Origin of the sequence: Burkholderia sp. 4M9327F10 (genome assembly GCF_005503145.1) — a bacterium.
In the GTDB taxonomy this organism is placed as follows: domain Bacteria; phylum Pseudomonadota; class Gammaproteobacteria; order Burkholderiales; family Burkholderiaceae; genus Paraburkholderia.
The window spans coordinates 39,034-51,047 of the sequence record NZ_SCNV01000007.1 but is presented as its reverse complement, the minus strand read 5'-3'; the positions used below and the strand labels follow the sequence as shown (position 1 = coordinate 51,047).

Genomic DNA, 12,014 nt, shown 5'->3' with positions numbered 1-12,014 from the left:
CGCAGAATCCGTCTTTGTTCACCGCCATGACTGCTCACACGCTCCAGCTCGACCACCTTGTGATCTCCGCCCGCACGCTCGACGAGGGCACCCAGTACGTCGCCGATACGCTCGGCGTGGCGCCGGCCGGCGGCGGCGCGCATCCGCTGATGCGCACCCACAACCGGCTGCTGAATCTGTGGGGCGGGGTCTATCTGGAGGTGATCGCCGTCGATCCGCAGGCCGAGACGCCTGGCAGCGATACGGCGGCACGCCCGCGCCTGTTCGCGCTCGATGCACAGGCAACCCACGCACGGCTGGAGCGCGGCCCCTACCTGTCGCATTGGGTGGCACGGGTTGAGCGGCCGAGGAATCTGACCCGCTGGCAGGCCCAGTATCCGCAGCGCATCCCGCCGGTCGTGCCGATGACCCGTGGCGCGTTCACCTGGGGGCTGGCGGTGCCGGAGAACGGCGCCTTCCCGAGCTGGCAAGGCGCCGGCGACGGCATTGTGCCGACGCTGATCCAATGGGACACGGCGCAGCATCCGTCGGCGCTGCTGCCGGAAACCGGCCTGGCGCTGAAGTCGCTGAAGGCGGTGCATCCGCAGGCCGGGATCATCGGCGAACATCTGCGCTGGCTGGGCGCGGCGCATCTGATCGCCGTGAGCGCACCAGCGGCTGAGGCTGAGGCCGAGGGAACGGAGGGAGAAACGGCGCTGGTAGCCGAAATCGAAACCCCAGCGGGGGTTCGCACCCTGAAATAGTTGCACGGGCGCTGAACCGGACGCTCACCCGGACGCTTAACGCCGGCGCTGCAAGCCAGAGCGTATCGCACCTTAAGCAGCGCGCGCAGTCAGCCCGACTCGCGCCATAATGTTAGTTTTTTGACGAATCCGATCCAGCAACACCTGACGAGGAATCCATGAACCAAAGCGACCTTCAAGCCCCCACGTGGCAACTTTCCGAACGCGCACGCAAGCTCACCAGCTCGGCGATTCGCGAAATCCTGAAGGTCACCGAGCGGCCGGAAGTCATTTCGTTCGCGGGTGGCCTGCCGTCGCCGGCCACCTTCCCCGCCGAGCGCATGCGCGAAGCCTCCGACCGCATCCTGCGCGATTCGCCGGCCGCCGCGCTGCAATACAGCGCCACCGAAGGCTACCTGCCGCTGCGCGAATGGATCGCGGCGCGTTACTCGGTCAACGGCGCGCAGATCCGCGCCTCGCAGGTGCTCGTCACTACCGGCTCGCAGCAGGCGCTCGATCTGCTCGGCAAGGTGCTGATCTGCCCGGGCAGCCCGGTGCTGGTCGAAACCCCGACTTACCTCGGTGCGTTGCAATCGTTTTCAATGTACGAGCCGCACTACGTCCAGGTGGCCACCGACGACAACGGCCTGATCCCCGAGGCGCTCACGCCTGAGCTGACCGCCGGTGCGCGCCTTCTGTACGCGCAGCCGAATTTCCAGAACCCGACTGGCCGCCGCCTGCCGCTCGAGCGCCGCCGCGCGCTCGCCGAGCTGGCAAAGAGCGCCCCGTTCCCGATCATCGAAGACGACCCGTACGGCGCGCTCGACTACGCGGGCGAGCCGCTGCCGACCATGCTGTCGATGGCGCCCGACCACATCGTGCACCTCGGCTCGTTCTCGAAGGTGCTCGCCCCGGGCCTGCGCATCGGCTACATCATTGCCCCCGAAGAACTGCACTTCAAGCTGGTCCAGGCGAAGCAGGCCACCGACCTGCACACGCCGAGCTTCACGCAGCGCATCGTCCACGAAGTCGTGAAAGACGGCTTTCTCGACACGCACGTGCCGACCATCCGCGCGCTCTACCGCGACCAGTGCGCCGCCATGCTGGCCGCGCTCGAACGCTACATGCCGGAAGGCGTAAGCTGGAACCGCCCGGAAGGCGGCATGTTCGTGTGGGTGAATCTGCCCGGGCAGATCGACAGCATGAAGCTGCTGGAAGAAGCCGTCGCGCAAAACGTCGCTTTCGTACCGGGTGGCCCGTTCTATGCGGACAAAGCACAGCACAATACGCTGCGCCTGTCGTTCGTCACGGTGCCGCCCGCCAAAATCGACGAAGGTGTGGCGCGCCTTGCGGCGCTGATCCGCGCACGCGTCTGAGTACGCTGCTCCCTCTCCCTTTCTTACTCACCAGGACACGTCATGTCTCAAGCAAATGTGTACGACAAGCTGAAGGAACTGGGTATCGAACTGCCCACCGCCGGCGCACCGGCGGCGGCCTATGTGATGAGCGCCCAGAGCGGCAACACGGTTTACCTGTCCGGCCACATTGCCAAGAAGGACGGCAAGGTGTGGGCCGGCAAGCTCGGCGCCACGCTCTCCACCGAGGAAGGCAAGGTCGCAGCGCGCTCGATCGCCATTGACCTGCTCGCCACGCTGCACGCGCATGTGGGCGATCTGAACCGCGTCAAGCGGATCGTCAAGCTGATGAGCCTCGTGAACTCGACGCTCGAGTTCACCGAGCAGCATCTGGTCACCAACGGCGCGTCCGAGCTGATCGCCGACGTGTTCGGCGAGCGCGGCAAGCACGCGCGCTCGGCGTTCGGCGTGGCGCAGATTCCGCTGGGCGCCTGCGTTGAAATCGAGATGATTGCCGAAGTCGAATAAGCCTGGCGCTTGCCGGCACGCCAGCTTCACTGGCAGTGCCGGCGGCCTCGCCCCCTGCCACGCGTCGTGCGGTGCCCAGCCACCCACGGCGCGTTTTATCTGGTGGCACAGGGCAGCCGAACCGCATCCATCGTCATTGCTTCGCAATGAAGCTTCTTTAATATTGATATTCCGTTTTTAGTCAATCAGGCCAATAAAAACACTCAAAAACTACACAAAATTTCACCGAATGCCGGTGGCCGGAACCCCAATCCCACAGTAGAATCAGCGCGTCGCGCCACTCAATTGCTGATGAGTCCCATGCCCGCTCGCACTGTCCGCTTCAAACAAGTCGACGTTTTCACCGCGGTGCCATTCAAGGGCAATCCGCTTGCAGTCGTGTTCGATGCCGACGATCTCGACGACACCCAGATGCAGGCCATCGCCCACTGGACCAATCTGTCGGAGACCACCTTCCTCGTCAAGCCGACCGATCCGGCCGCGGACTACCGCGTGCGCATCTTCACCACTCACCAGGAACTGCCGTTCGCAGGCCATCCCACGCTGGGCACAGCTCATGCGTTGCTCGAGAGCGGCTATCAGCCGAAAGTGCCTGGCAAACTGGTTCAGCAATGTGGCGCCGGCCTGATCGAACTGAGCGCACAAGAAGGCGGTGGATGGGCTTTCGCGGCACCGCCTGCGCGTGTCACGGCCTTGCCGGCCGAGTTGTACGCAACACTCGCACAAGCGTTGCGCAGCGACGCTGTCGACTTCAGCGCCCCGCCCTGCGCAAGCGATAACGGTGTGCGCTGGCTGGTAGTGCGGTTGAACACGGCGGCCGCCTGCCTCGCTATCGAGCCGGATGCCGCGGCGCTCACGAGCGTCGTCAGAGCGGCCGGCATGGATGGAGTCACGCTCTACGGCCCGCATGAAGCCAACGGCCCAGCCACGTTCGAGGTGCGCTGCCTGATGATGGGCGGCAGCCTCGGCTACGGCGAAGACCCGGTGACCGGCAGCGCGAATGCCGCGCTAGCAGGCTTGTTGAGTGCGCAGCAGCAGCGTCCGGGTCTCACTTACACCGCACGCCAGGGCACCGTCCTCGGTCGCGCGGGCCAGGTGTTCGTGCGCTACGACGACCCGGCTGGCAAGACATGGATCGGTGGATCGGCGATCACGATCGTAGACGGGACCTTCACCCTGCCCTGATCCGCGGTGTCGGGTCACGCGCCATCCCGTACCTCGCTGCGCAGATTGCATGCAAAAAACCCGTGCAACGATTGCCCAGTTGGGCCAAGCCTGTCCACAAAACGCCTCGTCAGGACAACTCGATGTCGCACCGATGTAAGGATGCCCTGCACGAGCTGGGCACGCAGACCGGCCTCGGCTCGACGAAACCCTCGAAAATGCCCGCCTGGCGGGCCTGCCGCCACCGCGGCTGCACCACGGGAAAACATGCGTCCGGCATGCCTGACAGGGAGAGCGTATACCCGCAGCATGGCCCCTTCCTTAATCCATTGGCATTCAGTAATATCGAACGGTATTCGTTGACCCACGGGCGGTCTGGCAAGACCCCACGCTCTTTCCTCCTGCGCAGCAGTCTCGGCACCTCGCTCACCATGCAGCCAATCTCGAAACCAGCGCAGTCGATGTACATGAAGCCGCTGCGGAGCGGCACACGGGCGCGGTCCACCCGATGAGTCAGTCCCGCTTCTTTGCTGCGCGCGATGCAAGGCACCGCCAGGACGCGGCTGTGCCGCGCGGTCGCGCGTTGCTTGCAATTCCCGCGCTCGGCGTGCTCGTACTGATCCTGCTATGGACTGTGATCTTCGCGCGCCTGTCGGTCGAGAAAGACGCCACCTCGCGCGAGGCAATGGCCTCTGCTGCAATCCTGTCTGCGGCGCTCGAACAGCACACGGTCAAGGCCATCCATCAGGTCGACCAGATCACGCGTTTCGTCAAATACGAATTCGAAAAGACGCCGAGCCATTTCGATCTCGCCAGCACGGTCGAGAAAGGCGTCGTGCAGAGCGACACGCTGGTGCAGGTGTCGATCATCGACGAGCACGGCATTCTGGTGTCGAACACCGCCGAACAGAATCCCAAGCAGATCGACCTGTCCGATCGCGAGCACTTCAAGGTCCACGAGCACGAGAACGACGACCAGCTCTACATCAGCAAGCCGGTGCTTGGCCGCGTATCGGGACAATGGACGCTGCAGATGACGCGCCGTCTCAATCATCCGGACGGCTCGTTCGCAGGTGTCGTGGTGGTCTCGGAAGACCCGAGCTACTTCACCAGCGACTTCTACAATAACGCAGCAATCGGCCGCGACGGCGTGATCGCGGTGATCTCGGACAACGGCACGGTGCTCGCACGGCGCACCGGCAATGCCGACTCCACCAGCAAATTCTCCGCCAGCGGTTCGTACCCGACCTCCGAGCACGTCTCGGGCACCTATGTCGATTCGATCGACGGCGTCACGCGCATCTTCTCTTACCGGCATATCGACGGCTCTCCGCTCGGCGTGCTGGTGGGCCTCTCGCAAGCCGAGGAGTTCGCCGACTACAACCACACGCGCAACGTCTATCTGTTGATGGCGGGCTTCATCTCGCTCGCCATGCTCAGCTTCTTCGCGGTCGCCACCGGGCTGATCGGCAAGCTGCTGGGCCGCGAACGCGAGATGACGCATCTGGTCGAATACGATCTGCTGACCGGCCTGCGCAACCGCTATGCGACGCTGCAGAGCCTGCGTCACGACGTCGCCAACCCGGCCAACCTGAGCCGGCTCGCGATTCTCTTTATCGACCTCGACAACTTCAAGACCGTCAACGACACGCTCGGCCACAATGCCGGCGACATCGTGCTGCAGATGACCGCCTCGCGTCTGGCTGACGCAATCGGCGAAGGCGGCGATCTGAGCCGCATCGGCGGCGACGAGTTCGTGGTGGTGATCAAGGGCGACGAAGTCGAGAAGCGCGCCGTCGATCTCGCCGAAGCCGCGGCCGAAGTTTTCGCCAAGCCGTTCGAAGTGCGCGGCAGTGCATTCGTGCTGCATGCGAGCATCGGCATCGCGCTCTATTCGGTGCCGAACGAAAGCGAGATCGACCTCCTGAAAAAAGCTGATCTTGCCATGTACAGCGCGAAAGACGCCGGCAAGAACTGCTACCAGTTCTACTCGCCGCAGCTCTCGCACCGCGCCGACCACTTGATGAAGTGGGAACAGCAACTGCGCGTGGCGCTCGCGGAAGGGCAACTGTTCCTCGCCTACCAGCCGAAGATCGATCTGAGCCGCCGCTGCATCACCGGCTTCGAAGCGCTGGTGCGCTGGAACCATCCCCAGCATGGGCTGATTCCGGCCAACGAATTTATCCCGGTGGCCGAATCGACCGGCCTGATCGTGCCGATCGGCGACTTCGTGATCGAGACAGCCTGCCGTCAGCTGGCGTTGTGGCAACAGCAGGGCTACGACACGCTCTCGCTGGCGGTGAACATCTCGGCCGTGCAGTTCTGGCGCGGTGACCTGTACGAAACCATTTCGCACGCCATCGAGGAAAGCGGCATCTCGGCGCGCCGCCTCGAACTCGAGATTACCGAGACCGCGATGATGGAGTACCCCGAACTGGTCTCCGAGAAGATCTTCGCGTTGAAACGTCTCGGCGTGCGCATCGCGCTGGACGACTTCGGCACGGGCTACTCGTCGCTGTCGTATCTGAACCGCTTCTCGGTCGATACGCTGAAGGTGGACCGCTCGTTCGTGCAGGCGATTCCCGGCGACCGCAGCGTGTGCGTGATGGTGACGGCCATCGTCAATCTGGCCCGCTCGCTTGGGCTCACCGTCGTGGTCGAAGGCACTGAGACCGAAGAACAGATCGCCTGGCTCGCGGCGCTCGGTCACATCGAAGCGCAAGGCTTCCTGTTTTCGCGTCCGGTTCCGGTCGACGCAATTCCCGCGCTGCTCGAGCGCTTCGGCGTATGCGGGATGCCTGAGCGGCGCACCGCCCGAGAACCCTCTGCAGATAGCACTAGCGCAACTTCGAGCACCAGCGGACAATCCGCTTGAGCTGAGCGCGCCGGTCCAATCGCGTGCCCATGCATAACGAATATATTCAAGAGTACTGAAACATCGCACGCGCTTTCCCGGCCATGCAAGGCGAGCGACATAACAATACGGCCGTAATCGATCAGCGCATCCGGTGCGCCCGGTGTGCAGACTGTTATGTACATGATCACAAGTCAGGACGCCATCAGACGAGGTGAGCGGGAACCGTTGTGGACGCTGTTCCGGGTCGTGTGCGGCCTGTCGGCGCTGTCATGGGGTGGACTCGCGCTGATGGCGCAACTCGAGAATCATTACGTCGAGCGCGAAGGCCGCTTGTCGCGGGTCGCCTTCTCCGATCTGATCGCATTGGCGTGGATGGTGCCGGGCCCCGTGGGCTGCAACGTCGCCGTGCAGGTGGGCCACGCACTGCGCGGACGCGCCGGCGCGTGGGTGGCGGGCATTGCCAGTGTGCTGCCGTTCTTCACCTTGATGACGCTCTTCGCGATCTTCTACCGCACGCCCTTCGTGCAAGCCGTAGCGTCACAGACCCTGCTCAATCATTTCAGCGTCGTGCTCGGCGTGCTGATCGCGGTCACCTGGTACAAGCAGACCCGTGCGCTCGTGCGCGGCAAGCTCGAGTGGATCGCAACGCTGATCGGCTGCGTCACGCTCGCCTATGCGCGCAGTCCCGCCGTTTATGTTGCGATGCTGGTTGCCGCGTTTGCAGTGGGCTGGTTCCATAGTCCCGCGCAGAAGGTGCGCGTCAACGTATCGATTGCGCGCCGCGACCTGCAACTCGCAGCCGCGCTCTGTGTGCTGCTCGCGTTGTTCGCGCTTCCGTTGCCGTTGCCGCACCGCTACGAACTGGCGCTGCTGTGGCCACGGCTCGCGGGTGCTGGCATGACGCTATTCGGCGGCGGCTTTTCCGCGCTGCCGGTGCTGAAAGCGCTATTCGTCACGCCGGGCATCGGCGTGTCCGATAACGACTTCACGTTGGCGTTCTCGCTCTCGCCGTTGTCGCCTGGGCCCCTGCTGAATGTGGTGCCGTTCTTCGGCTACCTCGTCGATGGCTGGCCCGGCGCCTTGATCGCCACGCTCGCGCTGTTCGTGCCGTCGGGGTGCCTCGTCGTGCTGGCGCAACGCAATCTGCATCAGTTGAAGGCCAATCCGCGCTTCGAGCATGGCATGCGGATTCTGCGAGCCGTGACCACGGCGTTTCTGGCGATTGCCGTGCTGCGCATCGCGCAGCGTGTGCCGCTGCAGCCGCAGTATCTGGCGACTGCCATTTTCTCGGGGATGTGCTTCGCCAAGCTGAAGCTGCCGGTCTATGTCGTCTATGCGACGGTGGCGGGCGTGTGCGGGCTGTGGCTCGCTTATGTGGCGCTGGGGTAGCACGCTGCGATCCTGAAGCGCCGAGGGCGGCGCGACTTGCAGCGCGCCCTCGCCAGCGTAATCCGTAGCGCTTCGCAACAACCCGCACGCCGCTTCGCTCAGCGCAAGCGCGCCGCAGCGAAACCCTCGAAGAACGACCGTGCATTGGCCTCGAGGCTCGCGAGATGATACCCGCCCTCCTGCACGATCACCGACGGCAGATCCAGCGCACCGATCGCTGTGCCTAGCCGCCCGAAACCCTCGGTCGTCACGGCCACGCGCGATTGCGGATCGTCCTTGTAGATATCGAAACCAAGCGCCAGCACCAGCGCGTCCGGCTCGAAACGCTTCAATACGCGCAACGCCTCGTCCACCCGCTCGAAGAAAACCCCCTCGGACGATCCATGCGGCATCGGCAAGTTGACGTTAAAGCCGTCGCCAGCCCCGGCGCCGCGTTCGTCCTCGTAGCCCGCCACGACCGGGTAGAAATTGGTCGGATCGCCATGAATCGATACGTACAACACATCATCGCGTCCGTAGAAGATTTCCTGCACGCCTTGCCCGTGGTGCATATCGGTATCGAGGATCGCGACGCGCCCGTATTGCTTGCGCAGCGCCTCCGCTGCGATGGCCGCGTTGTTCAGATAGCAGAAACCGCCGGCGGCATCGACGCGTGCGTGGTGGCCAGGCGGGCGGCACAGCGCATACGTCTCACGGGCGCCGCTGTTGACCGCAGCCGCTGCCGCCAACGCGCTTTGCGCCGACCAGTAGGCCGCACGCCAGGTGAATTCGCCGACCGGGCAACTGCCGTCGGCCTGGTAGCGTCCGGCCTTGGCAAGAATGCCGCGCAGCGGGTTTGACTCGCGCACATAGATATTCGACATGACCTCGTCGCCCCAGTCTTCGGGCATCTGCTTCCACTCGGCGTGCGCCTCCTCGAGGAAGCGCAGGTAGTTCATGTTATGGACGGCGGCGATGCCCGCCATGCCGGAGTCGGCCGGTTCGCGGATGTCGAAATCGAGCGACTTGACCGCGGCGACGAGATGCGCGGCTCGCTCGGGAACCTCCTGCGCCGGACGCATCTGGCCGCGCGACAGGTAGCTGCGCGGATGATGCAGCAGTTGCTCGGGATGGAAGAAAGTCTGCATGGTGATTCCTTTTGATTGGGGCCTGCGTGTTTATGCCTGCACTTATGCCTGCATTGAGGCCTGCGCTGTGGCCTTCGCTACGCTGTTCGTTTGGCGCATATCCGAGTTCAGCGAACCGCCGCGCTCACGGTGGTGACCCCTGCGCGCGCCAGCACCGCATTGAGCAGCACGTTTGCGCCGCGCGTAACGTCCTCGGGCAAGGCGTCTTCCGCTTCGTTATGCGACAAGCCGTCCACACAGGGAATGAACACCATCGCCGTCGGGCAATAACCTGCGAGATGAATGGCGTCGTGTCCGGCACCGCTCACAATACGCTCGTTCGAATAGCCTAGCGCCTCAACCGCTTCGGCAACCCGTGCGACGCAGCTTGCATCGAATGGTGTGGCCGGGCTTGTCCAATACGTCGCAATCTCGACTTGCACCCCACGATGCTGGGCGATGCGCACGAACGCAGCGCGCAGATCGCGCTCCATCGCATCGAGCTGGATGTCCTCGGGATGGCGCAAATCCACCGTGAACGACACCTTGGCCGCAATCGTGTTGCGCGACCCGTTGGCAATCTCCACCTGGCCTATCGTCGCCAGTCCGCGCGGTGCGTAGTGCTCCACCATGCGCTCCAGCTCAGCGGCCATCTGCGCACTCGCGAAACAGGCATCCTTGCGATAGGGCATAGGCGTCGTGCCCGCATGAGCCGCCACACCGGTCACGGTGACGTCGAGCCAGCGAATCGCCTGGCCGCCCGTCACGACGCCGATACGGGTGCCGTTGGCCTCCAGCACCGGGCCTTGTTCGATATGTGCTTCGAAGTACGAATCGACCGGCACGCCGGTCGTAGCGCGCGTGCCGCGGTAGCCGCTGGCGTCCAGCGCTTCGGCAAGGGTGACGCCTTGCGCGTCGCGCTTGGCCAGCGCGTCGCCGAGCGCCGTCACGCCGGTAAACACCGCTGACCCCAGCATGGCGGGCGTAAAGCGCGCCCCTTCTTCGTTGGTCCACGAGACGATTTCGATAGGCCGCTCGGTCTCCACGCCCGCATCGTTTAGCGCGCGCACTACTTCGAGCGCGGCAAGCACGCCGTACACCCCGTCGAAGCGGCCGCCCTCGGGCTGGGTGTCGAGATGGCTGCCGATCAGCACCGGAGCCGCCGCTTCGCGCGTGCCGGGGCGCCGGGCAAACAGGTTGCCGATGGCGTCGACGCTCACCGACAGTCCCGCATCGCGGCACCACTGCGCAAACAGATCGCGGCCCTGCTTATCTTCCTCGGTCAGTGCGAGCCTGCGCACGCCGCCCCTCGGCGTGGCGCCGATCTGCGCCATGTCCATCAGGCTCGCCCACAGGCGTGCGCCATCGATATACAACAGGTCTTTCATGGTGTTTCCGCAATGGCAAGATGGCAAGAAAATCGGCTTAGCTGGCGCGCAGCGCATCGGCCGCTTCCGTGGCGTCGGCGCGTTGCGAACGGCGTGCGTCGAGCACGACGATGCACAGCAGCGAGATCGAGGCGAGGCAGGTATAGAAAACGGCAAGCGGCCACCACTGACCGGTAAAGCGATGCGCCAGATAGGTGCCCACCAGCGGCGTCAGGCCGCCCGCGACCGCGCCGCAGACCTGGTACGACAAGGAGATCGCCGAATAGCGCACGCGCGTCGGAAAGACACCGCTAACGAAGCCCGCGATCACCGAGTAAAAGCTCGCCATGCAGACCACCGCAATGGCGATGCCGATCACCATCGGCACGACGCTGCCGCTTTGCACCAGCACGAACATCGGATACGGCGAGAGCATCGCGGCAAGCGCGGCGCACTTCAGGAAGCGCGCGGCTCCCATGCGCTCGGCCAGCCACGCCGCAAGCGGTTGCGCGCAAAACTGGATGATGGCGACGGCAAACAGGCAATCGAGAATCAGCGAACGCGTGACGCCAACATACTGCGTCGTGTAGGCGATCATGAACGTGTTGGTGAAATAGACGCCCGCAATGCCGATCGTGTTCGCGCCGATACACAACAGCACGAGACGCCATGACGAACTGAACACCTCGGCGACCGGCAGCTTGACGGTCTTGTTCGCTTGCTTCACCTGAACGAACTCAGGCGATTCGTTGACGCCAAGGCGGATCAGGATGCCGACCACCAGCAGCACCGCGCTCGCCAGAAACGGCAGCCGCCAGCCCCACGACATGAAGTCGGCCTTGTCGAGCGAGGTGACGGCGCGAAACGCGACCAGCGAGAGAATCAGCCCGGCCGGACTGCCCAGTTGTGCGAACGACGCGAAGAACGTGCGCCGGCCTTGTGGCGCATGTTCACCGGCCATCAGCACCGCCCCGCCCCACTCGCCGCCAACGGCAATGCCCTGCACCACGCGCAGCAGCACCAGCAGCACCGGCGCCAGCACGCCGACCTTGGAGAAGTCGGGCAGCAGGCCGACGCAGACGGTGGCGACGCCCATCATCATCAGCGTGGTCATCAGCGCCTTTTTACGGCCGATGCGATCGCCAAGGTGGCCGAAGATCAGACCACCAATCGGACGCGCGAAGAAGCCGACCGCGAAGGTGGCGAACGACGCCATCGTGCTGACAAACGTGTCGTGCGACGGAAAGTACAGCGAGCCGAACACCAGCGCCGCCGCCGTGGCGTAGATGTAGAAGTCGTACCACTCGATCATGGTGCCGATAAACGCGGCGGTCGCAGCGCGTGCCGGCTGGCGGGCGGACATGGCAGGTTGGTTCATGCTGGCTCCTTGAGGGGTGCGCCGCCACTCTCGGGTGGCGTACGACTGACGTGCTGCCGGTTGCAGCGCCGCCAGGTGGCGCGCGCCGCGCACGCCGGACGTGGCGTACAGGTCGTTTATCGGCAGCCATAAAACATTAGTCAAGTTT

At 64.3% G+C, this 12,014-nt stretch carries 9 protein-coding genes; 6 read left to right on the top strand and 3 right to left on the bottom strand.

Annotated elements, in window-relative coordinates:
• The first annotated feature begins 26 nt into the window (after positions 1–26).
• From FFS45_RS09650 to FFS45_RS09625, 6 genes are all read left to right on the top strand, one after another.
• Positions 27–743, top strand: a complete 717-nt coding sequence (locus tag FFS45_RS09650) for a VOC family protein (protein WP_137954414.1) — start codon at positions 27–29, stop codon at positions 741–743.
• 158 nt (positions 744–901) lie between these two features.
• A complete protein-coding gene (locus FFS45_RS09645) occupies positions 902–2,098 on the top strand; it encodes a PLP-dependent aminotransferase family protein (protein WP_137954413.1) in 1,197 nt (398 codons plus the stop codon).
• A gap of 42 nt (positions 2,099–2,140) precedes the next feature.
• A complete protein-coding gene (locus tag FFS45_RS09640) occupies positions 2,141–2,605 on the top strand; it encodes a RidA family protein (protein WP_137954412.1) in 465 nt (154 codons plus the stop codon).
• Positions 2,606–2,905: 300 nt separating this feature from the next.
• Positions 2,906–3,790 carry a PhzF family phenazine biosynthesis protein gene (locus FFS45_RS09635; protein WP_137954411.1) on the top strand — a complete coding sequence of 295 codons (885 nt, stop codon included), beginning with the start codon at positions 2,906–2,908 and terminating at the stop codon, positions 3,788–3,790.
• A gap of 487 nt (positions 3,791–4,277) precedes the next feature.
• Entirely contained in the window at positions 4,278–6,644 is a 2,367-nt protein-coding gene (locus FFS45_RS09630; RefSeq protein ID WP_137954410.1) for an EAL domain-containing protein, read from the top strand.
• A 156-nt stretch (positions 6,645–6,800) separates the two neighbouring features.
• Positions 6,801–8,015, top strand: a complete 1,215-nt coding sequence (locus tag FFS45_RS09625; protein ID WP_137954409.1) for a chromate transporter — start codon at positions 6,801–6,803, stop codon at positions 8,013–8,015.
• Positions 8,016–8,113: 98 nt separating this feature from the next.
• Here FFS45_RS09625 and FFS45_RS09620 read toward each other — a convergent pair whose 3' ends face one another.
• The 3 genes from FFS45_RS09620 to FFS45_RS09610 form a co-directional block, all read right to left on the bottom strand.
• Entirely contained in the window at positions 8,114–9,142 is a 1,029-nt protein-coding gene (locus FFS45_RS09620; RefSeq protein WP_137954408.1) for a histone deacetylase family protein, read from the bottom strand.
• A gap of 107 nt (positions 9,143–9,249) precedes the next feature.
• Positions 9,250–10,509 (bottom strand): Zn-dependent hydrolase, encoded by a 1,260-nt coding sequence (locus FFS45_RS09615; protein WP_137954407.1) that lies wholly within the window; start codon positions 10,507–10,509, stop codon positions 9,250–9,252.
• A 37-nt stretch (positions 10,510–10,546) separates the two neighbouring features.
• Positions 10,547–11,866 carry an MFS transporter gene (locus tag FFS45_RS09610; RefSeq protein WP_137954406.1) on the bottom strand — a complete coding sequence of 440 codons (1,320 nt, stop codon included), beginning with the start codon at positions 11,864–11,866 and terminating at the stop codon, positions 10,547–10,549.
• Positions 11,867–12,014: the final 148 nt, after the last annotated feature.

What these genes read in the sequence shown, in the direction of transcription:
- FFS45_RS09610 (WP_137954406.1), bottom strand. Translation starts at nt 11,866, where the DNA reads ATGAACCAACCTGCCATGTCCGCCCGCCAGCCGGCACGCGCTGCGACC.
- FFS45_RS09615 (WP_137954407.1), bottom strand. Translation starts at nt 10,509, where the DNA reads ATGAAAGACCTGTTGTATATCGATGGCGCACGCCTGTGGGCGAGCCTG.
- FFS45_RS09620 (WP_137954408.1), bottom strand. Translation starts at nt 9,142, where the DNA reads ATGCAGACTTTCTTCCATCCCGAGCAACTGCTGCATCATCCGCGCAGC.
- FFS45_RS09640 (WP_137954412.1), top strand. Translation starts at nt 2,141, where the DNA reads ATGTCTCAAGCAAATGTGTACGACAAGCTGAAGGAACTGGGTATCGAA.
- FFS45_RS09625 (WP_137954409.1), top strand. Translation starts at nt 6,801, where the DNA reads ATGTACATGATCACAAGTCAGGACGCCATCAGACGAGGTGAGCGGGAA.
- FFS45_RS09650 (WP_137954414.1), top strand. Translation starts at nt 27, where the DNA reads ATGACTGCTCACACGCTCCAGCTCGACCACCTTGTGATCTCCGCCCGC.
- FFS45_RS09635 (WP_137954411.1), top strand. Translation starts at nt 2,906, where the DNA reads ATGCCCGCTCGCACTGTCCGCTTCAAACAAGTCGACGTTTTCACCGCG.
- FFS45_RS09630 (WP_137954410.1), top strand. Translation starts at nt 4,278, where the DNA reads ATGAGTCAGTCCCGCTTCTTTGCTGCGCGCGATGCAAGGCACCGCCAG.
- FFS45_RS09645 (WP_137954413.1), top strand. Translation starts at nt 902, where the DNA reads ATGAACCAAAGCGACCTTCAAGCCCCCACGTGGCAACTTTCCGAACGC.